The sequence below is a fragment of the Seonamhaeicola sp. genome (assembly GCF_028281565.1).
Lineage (GTDB): Bacteria > Bacteroidota > Bacteroidia > Flavobacteriales > Flavobacteriaceae > Seonamhaeicola.
In genome coordinates this window covers 1-21,615 of the sequence record NZ_JANQJQ010000004.1, presented here as the reverse complement: position 1 = coordinate 21,615, position 21,615 = coordinate 1, and the positions used below count along the sequence as shown (strand labels likewise).

18 protein-coding genes and 1 tRNA gene are annotated in these 21,615 nt (G+C 37.7%); 10 read left to right on the top strand and 9 right to left on the bottom strand.

The window, feature by feature from the left end; all coding sequences use genetic code 11:
• Positions 1-8 precede the first annotated feature (8 nt).
• Positions 9-1,247, top strand: coding sequence for an imidazolonepropionase (hutI, locus tag Q0983_RS00555; protein ID WP_299547116.1), 1,239 nt, complete (start codon positions 9-11; stop codon positions 1,245-1,247).
• An 8-nt stretch (positions 1,248-1,255) separates the two neighbouring features.
• Here the strand turns inward: hutI and Q0983_RS00550 are convergent, their stop codons facing one another.
• From Q0983_RS00550 to Q0983_RS00530, 5 genes are all read right to left on the bottom strand, one after another.
• Positions 1,256-1,669, bottom strand: coding sequence for a DUF1801 domain-containing protein (locus tag Q0983_RS00550; RefSeq protein ID WP_299547114.1), 414 nt, complete (start codon positions 1,667-1,669; stop codon positions 1,256-1,258).
• 55 nt (positions 1,670-1,724) lie between these two features.
• The gene (locus tag Q0983_RS00545) at positions 1,725-2,540 is read right to left on the bottom strand and encodes an alpha/beta hydrolase-fold protein (RefSeq protein ID WP_299547112.1); all 816 of its coding nucleotides are present in this window, start codon (positions 2,538-2,540) and stop codon (positions 1,725-1,727) included.
• A 647-nt stretch (positions 2,541-3,187) separates the two neighbouring features.
• Complete coding sequence (locus Q0983_RS00540; RefSeq protein WP_299547109.1) at positions 3,188-3,664, bottom strand: hypothetical protein; 477 nt, start codon at positions 3,662-3,664, stop codon at positions 3,188-3,190.
• A gap of 174 nt (positions 3,665-3,838) precedes the next feature.
• Positions 3,839-5,005 carry a cytochrome c peroxidase gene (locus Q0983_RS00535; protein ID WP_299547106.1) on the bottom strand — a complete coding sequence of 389 codons (1,167 nt, stop codon included), beginning with the start codon at positions 5,003-5,005 and terminating at the stop codon, positions 3,839-3,841.
• A 20-nt stretch (positions 5,006-5,025) separates the two neighbouring features.
• Entirely contained in the window at positions 5,026-7,260 is a 2,235-nt protein-coding gene (locus Q0983_RS00530; RefSeq protein WP_299547103.1) for a M1 family metallopeptidase, read from the bottom strand.
• A gap of 182 nt (positions 7,261-7,442) precedes the next feature.
• Here Q0983_RS00530 and Q0983_RS00525 point away from each other — a divergent pair, with 182 nt between their 5' ends.
• Both Q0983_RS00525 and Q0983_RS00520 read left to right on the top strand, forming a co-directional pair.
• Entirely contained in the window at positions 7,443-7,970 is a 528-nt protein-coding gene (locus Q0983_RS00525; RefSeq protein WP_299547100.1) for an inorganic diphosphatase, read from the top strand.
• 132 nt (positions 7,971-8,102) lie between these two features.
• Entirely contained in the window at positions 8,103-10,445 is a 2,343-nt protein-coding gene (locus tag Q0983_RS00520) for a sodium-translocating pyrophosphatase (RefSeq protein WP_299547097.1), read from the top strand.
• 84 nt (positions 10,446-10,529) lie between these two features.
• On the opposite strand, the gene Q0983_RS00515 is transcribed toward Q0983_RS00520, so the two are convergent.
• The 4 genes from Q0983_RS00515 to Q0983_RS00500 all read right to left on the bottom strand — a co-directional run bounded on the left by Q0983_RS00515 (position 10,530) and on the right by Q0983_RS00500 (position 14,285).
• Positions 10,530-11,141, bottom strand: a complete 612-nt coding sequence (locus Q0983_RS00515) for a deoxynucleoside kinase (RefSeq protein ID WP_299547094.1) — start codon at positions 11,139-11,141, stop codon at positions 10,530-10,532.
• Between the two features lie 6 nt (positions 11,142-11,147).
• Positions 11,148-11,924, bottom strand: coding sequence for a hypothetical protein (locus tag Q0983_RS00510; protein WP_299547091.1), 777 nt, complete (start codon positions 11,922-11,924; stop codon positions 11,148-11,150).
• A gap of 176 nt (positions 11,925-12,100) precedes the next feature.
• Positions 12,101-12,784, bottom strand: coding sequence for a response regulator transcription factor (locus Q0983_RS00505; RefSeq protein WP_299547088.1), 684 nt, complete (start codon positions 12,782-12,784; stop codon positions 12,101-12,103).
• The gene (locus Q0983_RS00500) at positions 12,777-14,285 is read right to left on the bottom strand and encodes an ATP-binding protein (RefSeq protein ID WP_299547085.1); all 1,509 of its coding nucleotides are present in this window, start codon (positions 14,283-14,285) and stop codon (positions 12,777-12,779) included. The genes Q0983_RS00505 and Q0983_RS00500 overlap by 8 nt, the downstream gene beginning before the upstream one ends.
• Before the next feature lie 153 nt (positions 14,286-14,438).
• Here Q0983_RS00500 and Q0983_RS00495 point away from each other — a divergent pair, with 153 nt between their 5' ends.
• The 7 genes from Q0983_RS00495 (at position 14,439) to Q0983_RS00465 (ending at position 21,606) form a co-directional block, all read left to right on the top strand.
• Positions 14,439-14,798 (top strand): hypothetical protein, encoded by a 360-nt coding sequence (locus tag Q0983_RS00495; protein WP_299547082.1) that lies wholly within the window; start codon positions 14,439-14,441, stop codon positions 14,796-14,798.
• 7 nt (positions 14,799-14,805) lie between these two features.
• On the top strand, positions 14,806-15,489 hold the full coding sequence (locus Q0983_RS00490) for a hypothetical protein (protein WP_299547079.1): 684 nt from the start codon (positions 14,806-14,808) through the stop codon (positions 15,487-15,489).
• Positions 15,490-15,687: 198 nt separating this feature from the next.
• Entirely contained in the window at positions 15,688-16,536 is an 849-nt protein-coding gene (locus Q0983_RS00485) for a GLPGLI family protein (RefSeq protein ID WP_299547076.1), read from the top strand.
• Positions 16,537-16,630: 94 nt separating this feature from the next.
• A complete protein-coding gene (locus tag Q0983_RS00480) occupies positions 16,631-17,494 on the top strand; it encodes a GLPGLI family protein (RefSeq protein ID WP_299547073.1) in 864 nt (287 codons plus the stop codon).
• Between the two features lie 132 nt (positions 17,495-17,626).
• Positions 17,627-18,505: a GLPGLI family protein gene (locus tag Q0983_RS00475; protein ID WP_299547070.1), complete on the top strand. Its 879-nt coding sequence runs from the start codon at positions 17,627-17,629 to the stop codon at positions 18,503-18,505.
• Between the two features lie 32 nt (positions 18,506-18,537).
• Positions 18,538-21,249, top strand: coding sequence for a TonB-dependent receptor (locus Q0983_RS00470; protein ID WP_299547068.1), 2,712 nt, complete (start codon positions 18,538-18,540; stop codon positions 21,247-21,249).
• Between the two features lie 274 nt (positions 21,250-21,523).
• Positions 21,524-21,606, top strand: a tRNA-Tyr gene (locus Q0983_RS00465).
• Positions 21,607-21,615: the final 9 nt, after the last annotated feature.

The window sequence follows — 21,615 nt, the reverse complement described above, 5'->3', positions numbered from 1 at the left end:
TTGGTTTAATGAAAATACTATTCAAAAACATCAAAGAATTACTTCAGGTCAGGACCGAAACTGTTCCCTTTGTTGCCGGACAGGATATGAAAACTCTACCAACTATTAAAGAAGCTTTTTTAATAGTGGACAATGGACTGATAGCAGACTTCGGAACTATGAACGAATGTCCGGAAGGGGATTTTAATCAGGTTATTGACTGCACCGGAAAAATGGTCCTGCCCGCCTGGTGTGATTCTCATACCCATTTGGTCTATGCGGGCAATCGTGAAAGCGAATTTGTGGATAGGATCCATGGGCTAACTTATGAAGAAATTGCCAATAGAGGCGGTGGGATTTTAAATTCGGCAAAGGTATTACAGGAAACTTCAGAGAATGATCTGTACGATCAAAGTAAAGTCAGGTTAGAGGAGGTCATACGGTTGGGAACCGGAGCTGTGGAAATCAAATCGGGCTATGGGTTGACTGTGGAAGCCGAATTAAAAATGCTTCGGGTTATTAAACGATTGCAGGAAAATTATCCTGTTGAAATAAAAGCCACTTTATTGGGAGCACATGCTATTCCGGCAGCGTACAGGCAAAACAAAGAAGCTTTTTTAGATATGGTCATTAATGAACTGATCCCAAAAGTAGCTGAAGAAAACTTAGCGGACTATATTGATGTATTTTGTGAAACCGGCTATTTTTCGGTAGACGATACCGACCGTATTTTGGAGGTAGGCAAACAATATGGCTTGATCCCTAAAATTCATGTAAACCAATTCACCGCTATTGGGGGCGTTCAGGTTGGTGTTAAGCATAAAGCCTTATCTGTAGACCACCTGGAAGAAATGCGTGATGAAGATATTGAGACTTTAAAAGGCACGCAGACCATGCCGGTAGCATTACCAGGCTGCTCGTTCTTTTTAGGGATCCCTTATACGCCGGCAAGAAAACTAATGGATGCCGGTTTGCCATTGGCCTTGGCAACGGATTATAATCCCGGGTCGGCGCCTTCCGGGAATATGAATTTTGTGGTGTCGGCTGCTTGCGTAAAGATGAGCATGACACCCGAAGAGGCCATTAATGCTGCTACTGTTAATGGGGCCTATGCTATGGGGTTGCAGAATAAGGTTGGCTCCATTACCAAAGGGAAACTAGCTAACTTAATAGTGACAAAACCCATTAATTCTTATGGCTTTATACCTTATGCGTTTGGGGACAACCAGGTTGAAACGGTGTTTATAAGAGGTGAGGCTATTAAATAAATATTCTATCAATGCCACCTGGCGTCTTTACTCTTTTCAATTAATTTTTTTAAAACCTCCAGGTCTATATCAGCTAACTTATTGATGTACAGACAGCCTTTGCCCCATTTGCATTTCCCTAATGCTTTAAGAAGTTTCTCCTCCTGGCTGATATCAAAAGTCAGATAGACGGTCAATTTGGTCTTTCTGGGAGCAAAACCAACATGAAACCATTCAAATGTTTCTTTCCCGTTTTTCCGTTTATATTCATATTTTCCAAATCCGATAATAAAATGGTCACCCCAAATTTTGGGGTCGTTTCCCGTGATCTCCTGCATGATTGATAATAATGTCCTGGCATCTTCTTTTTTAGAAGCATTCTCTATGCTGTCAATATATTCAGTGACGCTTTTATTGGTTTCTTTGTTTACCAGGCCTGCCATATTCTTGTTCGTTAAATTATTATTACCGGTCTTATGTTCTTAAAGATAATTAATTCTACGGATTCAAATATTTTAACCCGTAATACAAAGCTATCAATGGAACAGAGCGATGGTTTTCATCATCAAAAGATTCAACTTTGACGTGCAATTGTCCATCTGATTTCGCTTTCATCAAAGTATAAAAACGGTCATGCCTTTTTTTGTTCCTCTCGTACCTCCTGGTTTGCTGGTTGGCAGTAGCGATATAAAGTCTTTTGTTAAAGCATTCGGGGCTTATGGAATCCACCTTGTTTTGCATGGTTTTTTCGTCCCACCATAAACTGGGATCAATGGAAAGATACTTATCAAAAATACTGTGTGCATCCATATAGGCATTTAAGGTAAGCAGGCCCCCAAGCGAATGCCCCACCAAAGTTCTGTGAGGTTCTGTTCTGTAATGTTTGTCAATATAGGGGATGAGTTCCTTTTCAATAAAGTTTAAAAAGCGCCTTCCGCCTCCCATAGTGTTGACGCGTTTCGTCTTTAGTTTTGTAACGGTAAAGTCTCTTTCACGGTCCACATTTTCAATAGCCACCGTAATGGTTTCCGGCATAAAATAATTGCGGTTTCTGTCAGAACTCATAAGATGTATAATACCGGTAGCTGTTTTAAAAAAAGTATAGCCATCCAATAGGATCAAAACCGGGTATTTCTTTTCAGTATGGGGCGGGTTGTTGTATGTGTCAGGAAGATTTATGAAACAAACCCTGTCTTCGTTCAGGATATCAGAATGGATGGTGAATTTGTTTCCTAAAGGAATATCTATCTGCTGACCCTGTAGTATTTGGATACCAAAACCTAAAAAAAGCAGCACTAGTAAGTATCTTTTCATAATACAAAATTTGTTTTTTATGCTATAAACCAAAAATAACAAAGCTGCGAGGATTTTCCGTGCGAAAATTGGAGTGATCGAAGGTGTACGAACTCTTAATTAAACACTAAACGAATTATGGGCAACGCCGTACAATGTTATTTGAATTGAATTTTTTCTTCAATCCAATTATGGAAAAATATTGTAGGAGCTATTAATAGATGTAATATAGCCAAAATCCAATTTTCCATTCCAGGTGTATGAGAAAAGTATATCATTCCTATAACAATTTGATATGAAGCTATGAATAATAATCCAAGTTTTTTGTTTTCGGTAAACAAGAAGCAAAAAAACAACCCGATGTATATAAAGTCTTTGAATTCATATTTCATAACGAAAGTTTCATTATCAGGACTTATATAGAAGAATAAATACAACTCAATTATAATAAATAAAATAATTGATATTGTCAGAATAATGTTTTTTCATTTAGTAATTAAATGCTGCACAATTTCTTGCTAGGCGAAACACTATTGTCGATTTTGTGGTTGGTTTACTAGTAATCCGACTGATACAAATATAAACTGTGCGAAGTTTTACTTTGACAAGCTCAGTGGAGGAAAACTTCGCACAGTTTATATAAAAAAGAAGTATGTTAGATATTTATATTAATCATAGGCATAGAAGCTTTCCAGAATATCCACAGCTTCGTCTTCGTTCCCTTCTTCAAATGTTATTAATACTATAATATTGGTACGGCTTTGTGTATCAAGCATACAGGCTACGAGGATCATTTCGCCGTCTACCAGTTGCGCAGCCAAATATTTACCCGTAAAATCATCAATTCTCAAATCGTCAACCAGGATATCATCAGCAATAGGACAGATATCCGAAGCGTAATCGATAACAGCATCCTCCAGATCGGCTTCATTGATGCTTCCGTCTAACCAGGGAAGAATTTCAATATCAATAAGCCCATCACTACTAACCGCTGAGAATTTATCCCGATTGCTTACTCTGATATCAAAGTCTTCCGTTACAGCGAAACCAACCCCGTAATCATCCCAGACATATTCGGTTTGGGCATTAGCAAATACGGTTACAAATAAAAAAGCGGCAAAAAGCATAAGTTTAAATTTTTTCATGATTTAAAGTTTTAGTGAAATAAAATTTATTAATGGGTTCCTGTTAGGGATTTTCAGTACTTATTGTCTTAAAAGCGTTTGTAGGGAAGTTTGCTTTTACAAAAAGTACATTATTTTTCTTCGTATAGTGGTTGCTTTATACGCTTTTCAAATATAGAAATTTTTCTCACATAATCAATTGATATTTCCGCCAACTTGTAATCCGCTTGGTACGCGTTCCGGAACCGTTTTATCAAACGTGTCATCGTTCAGTGTGTTTAAAAAGGAGATGATCAACGACATATCTTTCATTTTCAAGGTGAGGTTTTGTGCTAAAGTATCTACCTGTGTTGCTTCAATATGAGGATTTCGGGACTTTTTAAAGCTCAGATCCTCATAAAACTCCAATACTTTTTCTAATGACACCAGGGTCCCGTTGTGCATATACGGCGCCGTAAATCTTAAGTTGCGAAGGGTAGGTGTTCTAAAACCAAATTGGTCTTCAAAACCTCTGTCAATGCTATCTAATTTGTCATTTTCAGGAACGCTTAACACATGCATTTTATAGTCGGAAAACATAGGGCCATTATGGCAATTAATACAGCCCACTTTTTTAAAGAGTTCAAAGCCTTCTTTTTCGGCCAGGGAAATGGCCGTATCATCACCACGCATGTATTTATCAAAATCAGAATTATTGGTTAGCAGGGTTCTTTCGTAGGCTGCAATTGCTTTACCGATATTTTCACTGGTGATGGGTTCGGCTTCATCAAACACAGCCTTAAACAAGGTTTGGTATTCCGGAATGGCTTTGAGGCGTTTAACGACTTCATTCAAAATATCGGTTTCGGAAATGTGGGTGCCGCGCATTTCTTCCAATGATTTTATAGGCTCCAGAGCCTGTGCTTCTAAACTATTTACCCTGGAATCCCAAAACATGGGCGCCTCTTCCGGATCGTAATGGTTAGACATATTAATACCATTAAAAGCAGTATTTATAACGGTATGTGCATTTCGTTTAACAAACGGAATAGCATTGGGCTGATTAAAAACCCTGCTGTTTCCAAAGCCTTGTCCGTTGACACCGATTGAAATATCCCTGAACTCAGCATATCCGTTTTTTGGGTGGTGGCACGTGGCACAAGCCACATCTTTATTGCCTGATAAAACAGGGTCGAAAAATAATAAACGCCCTAAATTGATTTTCGCTTTTGTTGACGGATTATTTACCGGGGATTTAACTGTTCTTGGCAATGCACTGACTCTGGCAGTTGTTTGAGCAATCACATCCGATTTAGTCTTAGCGTCTTTACAGTTAAAGAGGCAAAACGATATCAAAACGGTTAAAACACTGGTCTTCAACATAGGCTCAAACATGGCATTGGTTAACTACCCGATTGTTTCTTTTTGAAAGCGTCAAAATCCGAATCGGATTTAACTTTAGGAAAACTATTATTTTTAGTGTTGGTATCCGCAAATTCAAAATTAGGGTCCAGGTTGACTTTAACAGCTTCTTTTTCTTTTACAAAAGTATGTTTGATCTCATATTCATTTCTGCGCCATACTTCGGCAGGAAGCCTGTCTATGTCTTTAGTGCCATCAGCATAAACCCATTCAATGGTAACGGGCATGACCAATCCGCCAACATTTTTAATGGTTACTTCATAAATGTTCTTACCGGATAGTTGTTTTCTAACTTCGGCTTCGTCCAGTCGGGATAAAAATCCGCCATAAGCGGCATCCGGGGTTGAGGTCATGGTAATAACCTCAGGGCCGTTTGAAAAGTCTTTGGCTTCGGTTTCAGCACTATTACCATTGGCTTCGATCTTTACCTGGGAAGATCTTTGCTGGTCTTCAATATTATTGTTTTCCTCATACACTTTAAACCATTTCACATCGCTTAATTCCATATCCACATGGTCCGTAGTGAAAAACCAGCCCCTGTAAAACCAATCCAGATCAGTAGCCGTGGCATCTTCCAACGTTCTGAATAAATCGGATGGGTTCGGGTGTTTGTATTTCCAACGGTTAGCATATTCTTTAAAAGCTTCGTCAAACAGTTCTTTACCGATAATAGAATGTCTGAGCATTTGTAAACCTACGGTTGGTTTTAAGTAGAAATTAGCACCAAATTGACTTAATAATTCATTATCTGAGGTTGTCATGATAGGGCGTAAAATATTTTTATCACCACTCATAAACGGGACAATACTTTTAGGCGTGGTACTATTAAAGTCCGGATACCTTTCGGCTACGGTGCGCTGATGTAAAAATGTGTTCAGGCCTTCGTCCATCCACATCCATTTACGTTCGTCTGAACTAACGATCATGGGGAACCAGTTGTGTCCCACTTCATGGATAATAGTGCCAATCATACCGGCTTTAGCCCCCTGGCTCATGTGGCCGTTTTTGGGTCTTCCGCCATTAAAACTGATCATGGGGAATTCCATTCCGATATTAGAGGTGTTAACCGAAATACAGACCGGATACGGATAATCAAAAGTGGCTTCGGAATACACTTCTAAAGCATGCATGATGGCTTTGGTAGATTCTTCCTGCCATACCGGTAACCCTTCCTTAGGGTAGAAAGACATGGCCATAACCGTATTGGTCGGGAGTTTTACGTTTTGGGCATCCCATAAAAACTTACGCGACGAGGCAAATGCAAAATCACGCACATTTTCGGCTTTAAATCTCCAGGTTTTTGTTTTGTTTGACTTTTCTTTTTCATTGGCTTCAGCTTCTTCTCTGGTGATGATTATGACTGGTTTGTCAAATGATGCTTCGGCCTCTTTTAACCGGTTACGCTGCTTTCTGGTTAAAACCGATTCCGGATTTTGTAAGGCTCCCGTTGATGCCACTACATGGTCTGCGGGAACCGTGATTTCAACCTCATAATCGCCAAATTCCAAAGCGAATTCCCCCAACTTTTGAAATTGTTGATTCTGCCAGCCTTCCGTATCATTATAAACGGCCATTCTGGGGAACCAATGGGCAATCAGGTACACCGTATTGTCATCATCCGGGAAATACTCATACCCTTCCCTGGAAAGTAAAAACATACTGCGGTCTGTTATGTGATAAGACCATCCGATATTTAAAACCGCAGATGCCCCCGATTTTAAAGGTGTATTCAACTTTACCTTCATCATGGTGTTGTTTACCAGGGTTCTTATGTTATCACCATTACCATCCTTAACATATTTAATGGTGTAGCCGGCAGGGAAATTAATGGCTCTGGTAAGGAATTGCATTTGACGGGCATTGATGCCTTCTCTCATGTTGTTATTTATGGATCCAAAATCCTCGTTCCCTTTTTTGTTAACGTTTTGCTCCAGCTGGATCCATACATAACTTAAGTCGTCAGGTGAATTGTTAAAATAAGTGATGGTTTCTTCACCGGAAAGGATGTTGCTTTTTTCATCTAATTCGGCTTTAATCTTATAGTCGGCCCGTTGTTGCCAATAATCTTTTCCCGGAGCACCACTGGCAGTCCTGTAACTATTTGGTGGTGCTATCAAATTATCAATGGGTTCAAACTTACCCTGCCAGGGTTGGGTTTGAGCGCCCAGACATAAACAAAAGGCAAAAGAGATCAGGAGGGATAATGAAAGTCGCATAAAAAAGAGTTAGTCATTTATAAGAAATGCTCACAATATAGCAATTATTGGCAGGTTTTTTTAAGAAATTGCTTTATAAATTACCTTAAGTTTAAGCTTTTGTAAAAATTGAAGCAGACCATAGCTTATAGTTGTTAAAAGCAGGGTTCTTCAGTACCTTTGTAGCCCAAAATTTATATACTATGAGTAAGAAAGAAGACGTAACATTTGACGTATTAATTGAAATACCCAAAGGTAGTAGAAATAAATACGAATACGACTTTACACTGAATAAAATACGATTTGATCGCACCTTATTCTCTTCTATGATGTATCCCGGAGATTATGGGTTTGTACCTGAAACTTTAGCTTTGGATCAGGATCCCTTAGATGTATTGGTATTATCTACTGAGCCATCTTATCCAATGGTAGTAATGGAGGTAAGGCCTGTTGGTGTTTTTCATATGACCGACGAAAAAGGACCGGATGAGAAAATTATATGCGTACCCGTATCAGATCCTGTTTGGAGTCACAGAAGTGATATATCGCATTTGAACCCGCACAGGTTGAAGGAAATTGAACATTTTTTCCAGGTTTATAAAGACCTTGAAGAAAAGAAAGTTGACGTTGGTGGCTGGGGAAATGCCGAAGAGGCTGTTCAGATCTATCACGAGTGTGTAAAACGCTATGAAAACAGCGAACATAAGAAAAAACGTACATTTGTTATCTGATTATTGATTTGATAAAAATGTGATATAAAAAATGAGCTATCTTAAATTTGAGATAGCTTTTTTTATCAGGTTTATTTTTGCTATTTTTAGCGCCTCAAAAAAAATATATTAATTAAAACTAACTAATAAAATATGAAATATATTGTTGATTTTTTACCGCTGTTTGGAGTCTTAGCATTATTATTCGTTTTTATAAAAAACGTTTGGGTTTCTAAGCAGGATGTTGGTAATGAAAAAATGGCAAACATAGCAAAACACATTGCAGATGGTGCCATGTCTTTTTTAAAAGCTGAATATAAGATCTTAGCGGTTTTTGTGGTAGCTGTAGCTGTTTTGTTATTCTTTAAAGGTAATTCCGAGGAAGGTTCTCACGGATTAGTTGCCGCATCATTTATAATTGGAGCAATATGTTCGGCATTAGCCGGATTTATTGGGATGCGTGTGGCTACAAAAGCCAATGTTAGAACCACGCAAGCTGCGAGAACATCTTTGAGCAAAGCATTGGAAGTTGCTTTTGCAGGAGGTTCCGTTATGGGACTGGGAGTTGTTGGTTTAGGGGTTTTAGGCCTGAGTGGTTTGTTTATGATTTACCAAATGATGTGGCCTGGGACTGAAAACGTTCCTATGGTACTTAATGTATTATCCGGGTTTTCCTTAGGAGCATCGTCTATTGCGTTATTTGCCCGTGTTGGTGGAGGTATATATACTAAAGCAGCCGATGTAGGAGCCGATTTGGTAGGTAAGGTTGAAGCCGGTATTCCTGAAGATCATCCTTTAAATCCTGCTACAATTGCGGATAATGTAGGTGATAACGTTGGGGATGTTGCCGGTATGGGAGCCGATTTATTCGAATCGTTTGTTGGGTCTATTATCGGTACTATGGTACTTGGAGCATTTATTTTGACCCCGGACTTTGGAGGTTTAGGAGCTGTTTATTTGCCATTGGTGCTGGCTGCCGTTGGTATTATCATGTCTATTATAGGAACTTTGTTTGTTAAGGTTAAGGATGGAGGTTCGCCTCATAAGGCATTAAATTTGGGTGAGTTTGGATCAGGTGCCTTAATGATATTAGCTTCTTACTTTATTATTAAAGCAATGCTTCCGGAGCAAATTGAAGGCTTGCCCTTTGGTGCAATAGGTGTTTTTTGGGCCGTATTGGCAGGTTTAATTGCCGGATTTGGTGTTGGTAAAATAACAGAGTTTTATACCGGAACCGGTACGGTACCAGTGAACTCTATTGTGAAACAATCGGAGACAGGTTCAGCTACAAATATTATTGCCGGGTTAGGCGTAGGGATGATGTCTACTGCGGGTCCAATTATACTGATTGCAGGAGCAATTTTAGTGTCGCATCATTTTGCCGGTTTATACGGAATAGCTATTGCTGCAGTAGGTATGTTAGCTAATACAGGAATCCAGTTGGCGGTAGATGCTTACGGACCAATATCTGATAACGCCGGTGGTATAGCCGAAATGGCAGAATTACCGAGCGAAGTCAGAGAACGCACTGATAAATTAGACGCCGTTGGAAATACTACTGCTGCCATTGGAAAAGGATTTGCTATTGCTTCAGCGGCTTTAACTGCCCTGGCATTGTTTGCTGCATTTATGAAAACAGCCGGTGTAACAGCAATTGATGTTTCTCAACCGGATATTATGGCCGGTTTATTAATTGGAGGTATGTTGCCATTTGTCTTTTCAGCTTTATCTATGAAAGCTGTGGGTAGAGCAGCTATGGCCATGATTGAAGAGGTGCGCCGTCAGTTTAAGGATATCCCTCAATTACGTGCCGCTTTAGAAATTATGCGTAAGTATGATTCTGATATGACAAAGGCTAATGAAGCCGATAGAAAGGTGTTTGACGAGGCCGATGGATATGCAGAATATGAAAAATGTGTTGAAATTTCTACAACGGCTTCTATTAAAGAGATGGTGTTGCCTGGGTTATTAGCTCTTGCGGTTCCGGTTGCTGTTGGATTCATTGGCGGTGCCGAAATGTTAGGCGGTTTATTGGCCGGGGTTACTACCTGTGGCGTATTAATGGCCATTTTCCAATCTAATGCCGGAGGTGCCTGGGATAACGCTAAAAAGACTGTTGAAGAACAAGGTAGAAAAGGTACCGATGCTCATAAGGCGGCTGTTGTAGGTGATACGGTTGGAGATCCTTTTAAAGATACTTCAGGGCCTTCCTTAAATATCTTATTGAAGTTAATGAGTGTGGTGGCTTTAGTAATTGCGCCGAGTTTGGTGTCAGATGAAGCAGTTCAGGCTTATAACGATCAGGGAAGCGAAGTTGAAATGGTTGAAGTTTCAAAAGAAATAAAAGTGGATATGACCAATAATGATGATGGCACCGTAAAAGCGGTTGTGACTATGGTGACGACAGAAAACGGAGAACAATCTACAAGTTACGAAACGCTTGAAGGCCCGGAATCTGAAGTAAAAGCCAGTATTGAGGCCATAAAAAAGAGTTAATACTACCACCTAAACTAAATAAAACTAACTAACAAAAAACCACGCTTTTAAGCGTGGTTTTTTTATTTGCTATATTTTCTATGTCTAAAATAACCCGTGAATTTCTGCATCAATAGTATTTATAACAATTCCAAGGTCTTCCGGCTTATCAACGAAGTTCAGATTATCTACGTCAATGATCACTAATTTTCCTTTGTAGTCATGTATCCAGGCTTCATAACGCTCATTCAATCTGCTCAAATAATCAATGCTAATGGAGTTTTCGTAATCACGCCCGCGCTTGTGAATTTGAGATACCAGGTTTGGGATGGAACTTCTCAAATAAATTAAAAGGTCCGGTCCTTTAACCAGAGATTCCATTAAATCAAAAAGCGATTTATAGTTCTCAAAATCCCTATTCGTCATTAACCCCATGGCATGCAGGTTAGGCGCAAAAATATGGGCATCTTCGTAAATGGTCCTATCCTGAATAATGTCTTTTCCACTTTGGCGAATTTGTAACACCTGACGGAACCTGCTATTCAAAAAATAAACCTGAAGGTTAAAGCTCCAACGTTCCATTTGGTTATAAAAATCGTCTAAATACGGGTTATCTACAACATCTTCTAATTGGGCTTCCCATTTATAATGTTTCGCTAGTAATTTAGTTAAGGTAGTCTTTCCAGCGCCAATATTTCCGGCAATCGCAATATGCATATTTAATTAATTTTTTAATTGAAATTGTTGTAGTTTTTGATTCTGGTAAATATACAAGGTTTCATTGGTTACAAAAAACTGATTTATCAACAAATTTGATAGCGAAACAGGAATTATTTTATCTGCATCTTTCTTTAAATAGAATAAAGCCTGGTCCTTTTTTAACAGGATGTTTCCGTTGTTTTCTGCTAACGCCGTATACCCCTCATTTTTTGTTTTCTTAAGTAAATTTCCAAAGTAATTATACTCGTAGAGATAGTCCCGGGTGAGCAACCAGGCACTGTTATAATTACTTATTAGATCTAACACCTTGCTTTGAATGGGCAACGACCGTGCCTGGGTTGTATTGTTTTTGTAATTGTATAATTCCAGTTGTTGATTGTCCAGATTGAAAACCCAAAGCGTATTGTCAAATCCGCTTGAAATATGCGTGATGTTTTTATAAGGCTGTACACGGTTGAAGTCTATTTTAAATATTTCTGCTAACCTGTTATCAAGAATGATAACCGTATTAAAATCCTGGTAAAATAAATTGATCTTTAAAGGATTGAAAGCATTCGCTGTTGTTACCTCTCCCAATTGTAAATTATTATATGAAATGGTTTCAGACGTGCTCTTTTTATAGAACGTATTATTGGTGAGATAATAAACAGTGCCGAAATTATCAACAGAAACGATATGGTCTGCATTGAAGTCAGTAGTTTTTACAAGCGAAGCTTCAATAGTATTTTGAGAACATATTGAAAGCGGAAATAGTAAAAAAAACAGGATAGTATGTTTCATGGCGGTTTGAAAAATACAAAAATCAAACCATTTTTCTTTACAATAATTTCAATTTGAGTATCACTAAAAAAACATGAATGAATTTGTCACTCTGAACTTGTTTCAGAGTTTCTTTTAAAATATGACTAGTGAATTTTAGATGCTGAAACGAGTTCAGCATGACAAAATAGGTGGTTTTAGCAAATTAATTTGTAGCCGTATCCGCGAACATTTATAATTTGAAGATTTTCATCGGCACTCAATTTTTTTCTGAGTTTGGTAATGAAGACGTCCATACTTCGGGCACTGAAAAAATCATCATTTCCCCATAGCTTTTTCAGGATCAAAGAACGGTCTAATACCTGGTTTTTATTCTTAATTAAATGAAACAACAAATGAGCTTCTCTATGGGTGAGCTGTTGTAATTTGTCTGTTTTATACTGAAGCGTTTGCTTGGGGAAGTTAAATTGAAAATCACCTATTTGAAGGAAATCTGATGCCTTTTGAACTTTTGTTCTGTTCAACAAATTATTTATCCGAACAATAAGCTCTTCCATACTAAAAGGCTTTTTTAAATAATCATTGCCGCCAATGGTAAAGCCTTCAACTACATCCTGTGTCTGCGATTTGGCTGTTAGGAAAATAATGGGAATGGTATCATCAAGGACCCTGATATCCTTTGCTAATGTGAAACCGTCTTTCTTAGGCATCATCACGTCTAAAACCAGTAATTCCGGATTTGAGTTTTTATAGGTTTCAAAAGCTTTATCGCCATTATCACAAAGTAATACCTTAAAGTTCCTGGTTTCCAGACTTTCTTTAATGATCAAACCCAAAGCAGGTTCGTCTTCTGCTAGCAGTATGGTAACAGCTTTAGCCATTTGGGATTGAGATTTTAAAGGTTGTAAGGTTGTTATTCAGGTCTAAATGAATACTTCCGTTATGTTTTTCAACAATTTTTTTGGTGTAATATAAACCAATACCAAAGCCCTTAACATCGTGTGTGTTGCCTTTTGAAACCCGGTAGAACTTCTCAAAGATCTTATCCTTATTGGATTTGGTCAGGGTGTTGCCGTTATCTGATATAGTAATAACAATGTTTGATGCCTGCTTAGTGATATCGACATTTATGTGGTTGCCACCATATTTAATGGCATTGTCTAAAATGTTGTTCAATGCATTTTCAAAATGGAACGCATCGACGTTTGCCAGGATGGTGTCTGACGACGTTTTAAAACCAACGGCTTTGGCTTCGGTTTGCATTTTATGTTTTTCAACGATTTGTTCCAATAACTCAGTAAGATTGTAACTTTCTTTGTTTAATTCTAAGCTATCGCTATCTAAAGTGGCGGTTTCTAAAAGCTTTTCAACCATGACGTTAAGTTTAGACAATTGGTCGTTAGATATATCTAAATACGCTTTGGTCTTTTCCTTATCTTCAATAGCATTAAAATCTTTGATGCTTTCAATGGCAACACCAATAGTGGCAATGGGTGTTTTAAATTCGTGGGTGATATTACTGATCAGATCGTTTTTAACTTCGGCTAATTGCTTTTGCTGTCTTATGATCTTTAACAGATAAAACAGACAGCCAATAACCGCCAGAATGAGTAGTAAAGACACTAAAATACCACCTAAAATACGCTTTAATATGATTCTGGTTTCATTGGTAAAACTTATTTTGAGCTCACTGCCGTCCGGTAAAAAAGTCGATTTTGAAAAGGTCTTTAAAGTATGATCGCCATTAGGAAATTTAAGTATTTTAAACCGATTAAAATGTTTTATACTGTCTTTGGCATCTTTAAAACTCAATTTGTATTTAACCTCAATATTTTTTCGGTTCAGTTCAAGATTTAAAAGACTATCTACTTCTTTGAGCACCAGGGTGTCATTTTTAATGGAGATGACCACTTTGGAGGTCAGCATTTTTATATCATCAAGCTTTGACGGATAATGAAACCTCTGAATAATAGAGTCATGGTTATGCTTTGCGGTATCAACGCTAATTTTGGTGAATAACGAATCCACCTTTCTTCCTCTTAGAACCGTAACGCCATTCAACTCCGAAACATCAATGCTGTCCAGGTTTTTAAAATCTTTATCAATCTTATCAATTTGGTCTATGACGCTTTGGAAGGTGCTGTCCTTTTTAAAAAAATGATTTCCGGCGTTTCCCTCAAAAGCAAAACCAACCGTAGTGCGCTCAGCAAGTAATGCATAATAATCATCAACAGCTTTATCCAAACTTCTTTGAACATCATTTACAAGCTGGTGTTTATTGGTAAGGTAATTTTTGTAATTCCAATACACCTGAATACCAATGGTAGAAACAATTACCACAATAATTGCGTACAATAACCACCTGTATTTCTGCTCATTCATATTTCAAAAGTATGGGTTACAGTTATAAAAAACCAATCGGTTAACACACGTTAACACTAGTTAACTCTAAGTTTGGGCTATATGTTTCATATTTGCGATAGAAATTCATCATCATCAAAAAACGAACAGATAACATATTTAAAACTAATTGAAATGAAGAGAACACTTATTTTATTCGGTATCCTTTCAGCATTTGTTATTGCTGCTGAAGCACAAAACAAAAACTTACCTAAGGAAAAGGTAACGATTGAAAATTTGAGTTTAAGTGTATCGGTTAATTCGGTAGAAGACTTAAATACTTTAGATATTGAAAGTTTAGAAGATATATTTGAAATGGTAGGATCAAACACCCCTATTTCAATAGCGTTGAAATGTACCGGAAAACCAATGGCTAATGGTGAGTTGTCTTCATTTTCAATGAAAGTTAGCGGAAATTCAGATGAAAAAGAAGACTTCGATAAGTGGCTTAAAAAACTCAAGCGTACAGCACTAGTATTTTATAAAATTCAATAGTAAAAGAATGAAAAGTACACTTTTGGTATTAGGCACTTTAATTTTCGTAATGTCTTGTCAGGAGAAAATTAAGGAAGTCAAAAAGTTGGAATTGTTCGAATCTGTTAAAGCAGAGTTAATAGCCGAGCTTAAGGCTATGAAACAAGCGGACCAACTTAACAGGTCGTATATTTCAATCGGAACATTTGATCAGAAGTTGATTGATAGTACTAAAAATATGCCAACACAGGAATATTTAAATTTTAGGCAGTCTCATAAATCGGAATTAACTAAAAAGCAGGAAGACTCGCTTTGGACTATTCAAAAAGAGATTGATTTAAAGAATACAAATAAACTTTATGACATAGTGAAAAGCTATGGTTGGTTAAATCAAACCCAATTAGATTCGGTTATTGACCCCATGTTATTTCTGTTTCATACGCCTAAAGAAACTATTGAAAAAATGCAGACATTACTTTTTGAGGAAGTAAAGGCAAAACGCATGGAACCCAACAAGTTTGCCATGTATGTTGACAATATGCGAAAAAAAGCTCTTGGAAAATATCAACTTTATGGAACAGGAGATGAATTCGACCCTAAAACCAACTCAATTGTTCCACCATTTATTGAGAACATTGACAGTACAAACATAGAACGAAAAAAAATAGGGCTTCCTGAATTGAAAGGAGGAGCATATAGAACTGAAAAATAAATAAGCCAGTTCTTTTTATTCTTAATGTCCGGAAAGAATTTTAGAAAAATTTAAAACAGATGAAACGAACATTAATAAATTTTAAACATTTTTTACAAATGGGAATGTTTAAAAATTTTAATGTGAGAACGGAGTGATTACATACGTTCTCAATTTTATAATTAATTTATTAACAGATAATTACTAAAATTTAAACGTATGAAAAAAACAATCATTTTATTCGGTATCCTTTCTGCCTTTTTTATATCGGCAACAGCACAGGATTTTCAAGGGGTTGCCACCTATAAAACCAAAAGAAAATTAGATGTACAATTGGATAGTACGCAGATGAATTCTGAGATGCACCAGCGTATGATCGCTATGCTGAAAAAGCAATTTGAAAAGACTTATTTATTAACCTTTAACAAAGAAGCATCAGTCTATAAGGAAGATGAAGCTTTGGAAGCGCCTCAAACCGGTGGTATGCGTATGGTGGTGATGACTGCCGGAGGGTCTGACATTCTGTATAAGAACATTAAGGAAAACAGGTATGTGTCTCAAAGTGAAGTATTGGGAAAGATCTTCCTGGTAAAAGACCAACTTGAAAAACAGGACTGGACGCTCAAAAAGGACACCAAATTTATTGGCGATTACACCTGCCATAAAGCTACCATGAAACGCATGGTCCCAGTTGTTGAAAGTGGCATTAGTATCAACGGTGATAGGGACCTAAACGATCTGAATGACGAAGCACCGGAAATGAAAGAAGTAACGGTTACCGCTTGGTACACCATGCAAATCCCTGTGAATTCCGGTCCGGCCAGATATCATGGGTTACCGGGTTTGATCCTGGAAGTGAACAATGGTGAAGAAACCATAGTTTGTAGTAAAATAGTGCTCAACCCAAAAGAGAAAGTAGCTGTTAAAGAGCCCACAAAAGGTAAAGAAATAAACCAAAAAGATTTTGAAGCCGTGGTTGAAAAGAAAATGCAGGAACAGGCCGAAAAATATGAACATAGAAGAGGCGATGACGGCGGACACCGAATGGAGATCAGAATAGGGGGTTAATTTAAAAACGAGCTTTCCAATTAAATCAGGTATTACAGGGAAAATATATTTTGTTTAATTATTTTGTATATTTGTTAAACAAAATATATTTATAATGAAAGCAATACTTAAATTTTTAGCGCTTTACCTGGTATCATTTTATGTATCGTCTGCATGTGGTCAGGAGTTTCAGGGAAAAGCAGTTTATCAGTCTAAAGCTACTCTGGAACTGGGTAGGTGGGGTGCCACGATGAGCCAACAGCAGAAAAAACAAATTGCAGCAAGATTGAAAAACAGATTGGAGAAGACCTTTGTTTTAAAGTTCAACAAAAGTGAATCTATTTATAAGGAAGAAGCGGTTTTGGATGCGATTTCAGGAGCAACTGACTCATGGGGAAAAAACTTTAGGGCTGGTGATCAATATAAGAATGTAAAAGAAAACAGACTCATTCAAAGTCAGGAGTTTTACGGAAAGCGTTTTGTAATAGATGATAACATTCAAACATTTAATTGGAACTTGGGAACAGAGACAAAGCAAATAGGTCAATATACATGTTATAAGGCGGTTTGTCTGGTCCCTTCTTCAGAATTAGAGTGGTGGTCTTTTTCATGGAGTAAGATGAGACGCAAAGATGCTAAGGAACAAGCAAATAAAACCACTGGTAACCATGAAGCAACGACGCGTGAAGAACCAAAGATTGAAGCTATGGATATGACACAAATTGTAGCTTGGTATACACCTCAAATCCCGGTTAGTCATGGTCCATTGGAATTTTCAGGTTTACCGGGGCTTATTTTAGAGGTGAGCTATAATGGTACCACGGTTTTGTGTTCAAAGGTTGTCATTAATCCAAAAGAAAAGATAGAGATCAAAGCACCGGATAAGGGAAAACTTGTGTCGAAGCAAGAATACAGTCAGATTATTTTCGGAAAAATGCGTGAATTCAGAGCTAATAGATTAGGAAGAAGAACCAGGTAAAATAGCCTATTTGACTGTAAAACATTAAAGTATAATTTAACTTAATATTAACGAATCCTGTTTAAACTATAACGTAGTATTTTGGTCTAAAGGGGGTATTAAACCTTAACTAACCAAAATAATATTTCCATAATGAAAACATCAGTTCTAAAATTTTCAATAGTGTGCCTTGCGTTATTGATCTCTAATGTAATTAAGGCACAGGATTTTCAGGGAAAAGCGTATTACATGTCAAAAACAACTATAGATATGGCCAATTTTGGTGGCGGAAGAATGGATGAAGACATGAAAAAGAGAATTGCTGCCAGAATGAAAAGCATGTTGGAAAAAACATATATCCTCACCTTTAATAAATCAGAGTCCATTTACAAGGAGGATGAAAAATTAGAAGCTCCCGGAACAGGAAGAAGTGGTTTTGGACGTATGATGGCAGGAAACTTTGTGGTAGGAAATCAATATAAAAACATTAAAAGCAAAACTTTTTTACAGGAGCAGGAAGTCTTCGGGAAGAAATTTCTAATAAAGGATTCCATTCCAGCTTTTGAATGGAAAATGACCGGAGAAAGCAAACAAATAGGACAGTATACCTGTTTTAAAGCCATCGGGACAAAGATCAAATACGGTTTGGATATTAATTTCAGAAGGCAAAGGCCACAAGAAGCTAATACAGGAGACGGAACAACGGAAAAGAAAGAAGAACAGCCGGAAACAGAACAAAATATTGTTGAAGTTGTAGCATGGTACACACCGCAAATTCCGGTGAGTCAGGGTCCAAGTGATTACTGGGGGCTTCCGGGGTTGATCTTGGAGATCAATGAAGGCAGAACCACCATTTTATGTTCCAAAATTATTATGAATCCGGATGAAAAAGATACTATAAAAGTGCCTTCAAAGGGGAAGGAAGTAAGCAGGGAGGAGTTTGACGCCATTTCAAAGAAGAAAATGGAAGAGATGCGTGAAAACTTTAGAAGAGGAGGCGGTCGCCCGGGAGGTGGAGGCAGAAGAGGATAATTCAATAGAAAGCAAAGCATAATTACCAACCAATGAAGAAACTCATTTTATTAGGGCTACTGTTAGTAGCAGGCTCAGCCTTTGCGCAAGTACGACTGGAAGGTGTTGTAAAAGACAGCATAGGGACGCCACTTGAACTGGCCAATGTCATTGCGATAAACCAGGCAACCCAAAAACTGGATTCTTATGGAATTACTAATGATGAAGGGCGGTATAGATTATCACTTGAAAAAAATACGTTATACACTATCCAGGTAAGTTATGTAGGGATGAAAACAGCCCAGGCTGCAGTTGAAACTACAGATCAGCCCATAATAAAGAATTTCACACTTCAAAATGATAATACACTGGATGCCGTTGAACTGGTGTATGAAATGCCAGTTACCGTAAAAGGCGATACCATTGTTTATAATGCCGATTCCTTTAAATCAGGGACAGAGCGCAAATTGGGTGATGTTCTTAAAAAACTTCCAGGGGTAGAGCTTAATGATGATGGTGAGATAGAAGTTGAAGGGAAAACTGTGGGGAAAGTGATGGTTGAGGGCAAGGACTTTTTTGATGGTGACTCCAAGTTGGCAGTGGAAAATATACCTGCTAATGCGGTTGATAAGGTTGAAGTGCTAAAGAATTATGCTGAGGTTGGCCAGTTAAGAGGCGTGACTGATAACCAGGATAATATTGCTATCAACATCAAACTTAAAGAAGGTAAAAAGAAGTTTTGGTTCGGCACGGTTACGGGAGGTGTAGGAGATTCAGATGAGGAAACGCTGTACCTGGTGCAACCAAAATTGTTTTATTACAGCCCGGAATACAGTGTCAATATTATAGGCGATCTAAACAATATTGGTGAAGTTGCTTTTACAAGACGGGACTATTTTAAGTTTACAGGTGGATTTAGGTCGCCCAGCAGAAGCAGTGGTACCAACATTAATTTAGGGAGTAATGATATTGGCTTTTTAACGCTTCAAAATAACAGGGCAAAATACATTAACACCAAGTTTGGAGCCGCTAATTTTAGTTATTCCCCCAAAAAGACTCTGGATTTAAGCGGATTTGCTATTTTCTCTAACAGCAGAACGGATCTACAGGAAAACAGGTCAATTACTTACACGGATCCCGATTTGAATATTCCCGATGAAGATACCGAAAGTAACACCACACAGCGTAGTGATTTGGGAATGCTAAAATTGAGTGCCTCCTATAAACCCAATGTTAATAACCAGGTAGATTATGATGTATTGGCAAGAACTTCGAAAGAGTCCCAAGATCAAATGTATTTTTCTTCTGTTTTAGGGGATATAGATCAATTTGAAAACACATCGCCCTACAGCATCAATCAGAACTTAAACTACTATTATACGCTTGACGACAACAATATTTTTGCTTTGGAAGTGCAGCATTTATTACAGGATGAAGACCCATTCTACAACGCTATTTTAGAAGATAAAGCAAATTATGATAATACGGCAAACGCACTGGGGTTGGATAATGCGCAAATAGATTATAATGTGGCCCAGGAGAAACGTGTAAGATCGAATCAGGTTGATGCTAAATTGGATTACTGGAATATTTTAAATAATAAAAGTGATATTAATTTCACGTTGGGAACTATTTACAGTAAACAGGATTTCAACTCCAATATCTTCCAATATTTGGATAATGGAACCATATTCCAACCGGCCACAACGCTTCCCAACGGTTTGGATGGTAATGATATTGCTTATACATTTAATGATGTATATTTAGGGTTACACTATCGTTTAAAACTGGGAATTTTCACATTTACCCCGGGACTTTCAGCACATGCGTATAGTGCCAAGAACGATCAGTTTAATGTGAACTATAAGGACAATTTTTTCAGGTTGCTACCGGATTTCAACACGCGTATTCAATTAAAAAATAGTGAGCAGGTTATTTTTAATTACCGCATGTCAACAAACTTTACAGATGTTAATCAGTTGGCAAGAGGTTTGGTGTTAAATAATTACAATGCTATTTTCTCGGGCGATCAGGAGTTGGAAGCTGCCCTGGCTCATAACCTTAACTTATCCTATTTCAGTTTTAACATGTTTAACTATACTAATGTGATGGCCAGGCTTAGTTATTCCAAAACGGTTGATAGAATTAGAACAACCTCCCAATTCCAACCGGGTAGTGTAGTTAGAGTCAGCACGCCGTTTAATTCAGATTTTGCCGATGAAAGTGCCACCGCCATGGGGCGTTTGGAAAAAACCTTGGGGAAATTCAAAGCGCGGGTCAGTGGTAATTTTAACTATAACAAATTCAACCAGATCATTAATAATATGCCTTCTGTAAATGAGAATTACACCTATACTTACAGAACCGGGTTAAGTACCAATTTTAGGGACGCCCCTAATTTTGAAATAAGCTACAGGCATACCATTCAGGATAATGACCAGGGGAGCAACAGAACCAAATTCTTTACCAAAGCACCATCTGTAGAGTTTGACGCCTTAATTTTTAAGAAGTTTACCTTTAAAACGGATTATTCTTATAACAACTTTAGTGATGAAGATAGAACCATTAATGATTTTGAATTTTGGAATGCTTCCTTATCGTATAGAAAAGACCAGGATAGTAAATGGGAATTTGAAGTTAAGGCTACCAATTTGTTAGACACCCAAGCACAAAACAGGAGTAATACCGGAAACGTTTCGGTAAGTGCCGTAGAGTATTTTATACAGCCCAGGTTTGTAACATTCAGGTTGCGATATGAATTGTAAGAAATAAAAGCGGGTTGCTTGTAAAATAGTCCCTTTTTCAAAGTGGCATGTTATAATGAATTTGTCACTCTGTCCCGATAGCTATTGGATTCAGAGTCTCTTCGGGTAGTTTTTTTATTAGTTACATGAGATGCTGAAATACTGAAATTAATTCAGCACAGGCAAGTTCAGCATGACAAAATTTTGCTTTTGCAGGCTTTAGTAGGATTCTATAAAGTAATCGCTTTTTTCTTTGGTTTAATTATTCAACAATAATATATTTGCCCACGGTTTTGGGAAGATACTCAAGCGGCCAACGAGGACAGACTGTAAATCTGTTGGTTTTTACCTTCGCAGGTTCGAATCCTGCTCTTCCCACATTAACTC

Excerpts from the sequence above, each read along its gene's own strand:
- Q0983_RS00475 (WP_299547070.1), top strand. The coding sequence starts at position 17,627 with ATGAAAACATCAGTTCTAAAATTTTCAATAGTGTGCCTTGCGTTATTG.
- Q0983_RS00505 (WP_299547088.1), bottom strand. The coding sequence starts at position 12,784 with ATGGCTAAAGCTGTTACCATACTGCTAGCAGAAGACGAACCTGCTTTG.
- Q0983_RS00510 (WP_299547091.1), bottom strand. The coding sequence starts at position 11,924 with ATGAAACATACTATCCTGTTTTTTTTACTATTTCCGCTTTCAATATGT.
- Q0983_RS00500 (WP_299547085.1), bottom strand. The coding sequence starts at position 14,285 with ATGAATGAGCAGAAATACAGGTGGTTATTGTACGCAATTATTGTGGTA.
- Q0983_RS00470 (WP_299547068.1), top strand. The coding sequence starts at position 18,538 with ATGAAGAAACTCATTTTATTAGGGCTACTGTTAGTAGCAGGCTCAGCC.
- Q0983_RS00495 (WP_299547082.1), top strand. The coding sequence starts at position 14,439 with ATGAAGAGAACACTTATTTTATTCGGTATCCTTTCAGCATTTGTTATT.
- Q0983_RS00535 (WP_299547106.1), bottom strand. The coding sequence starts at position 5,005 with ATGTTGAAGACCAGTGTTTTAACCGTTTTGATATCGTTTTGCCTCTTT.
- Q0983_RS00540 (WP_299547109.1), bottom strand. The coding sequence starts at position 3,664 with ATGAAAAAATTTAAACTTATGCTTTTTGCCGCTTTTTTATTTGTAACC.
- Q0983_RS00545 (WP_299547112.1), bottom strand. The coding sequence starts at position 2,540 with ATGAAAAGATACTTACTAGTGCTGCTTTTTTTAGGTTTTGGTATCCAA.
- Q0983_RS00550 (WP_299547114.1), bottom strand. The coding sequence starts at position 1,669 with ATGGCAGGCCTGGTAAACAAAGAAACCAATAAAAGCGTCACTGAATAT.
- Q0983_RS00520 (WP_299547097.1), top strand. The coding sequence starts at position 8,103 with ATGAAATATATTGTTGATTTTTTACCGCTGTTTGGAGTCTTAGCATTA.
- Q0983_RS00525 (WP_299547100.1), top strand. The coding sequence starts at position 7,443 with ATGAGTAAGAAAGAAGACGTAACATTTGACGTATTAATTGAAATACCC.
- Q0983_RS00490 (WP_299547079.1), top strand. The coding sequence starts at position 14,806 with ATGAAAAGTACACTTTTGGTATTAGGCACTTTAATTTTCGTAATGTCT.
- Q0983_RS00515 (WP_299547094.1), bottom strand. The coding sequence starts at position 11,141 with ATGCATATTGCGATTGCCGGAAATATTGGCGCTGGAAAGACTACCTTA.
- Q0983_RS00485 (WP_299547076.1), top strand. The coding sequence starts at position 15,688 with ATGAAAAAAACAATCATTTTATTCGGTATCCTTTCTGCCTTTTTTATA.
- hutI (WP_299547116.1), top strand. The coding sequence starts at position 9 with ATGAAAATACTATTCAAAAACATCAAAGAATTACTTCAGGTCAGGACC.
- Q0983_RS00480 (WP_299547073.1), top strand. The coding sequence starts at position 16,631 with ATGAAAGCAATACTTAAATTTTTAGCGCTTTACCTGGTATCATTTTAT.
- Q0983_RS00530 (WP_299547103.1), bottom strand. The coding sequence starts at position 7,260 with ATGCGACTTTCATTATCCCTCCTGATCTCTTTTGCCTTTTGTTTATGT.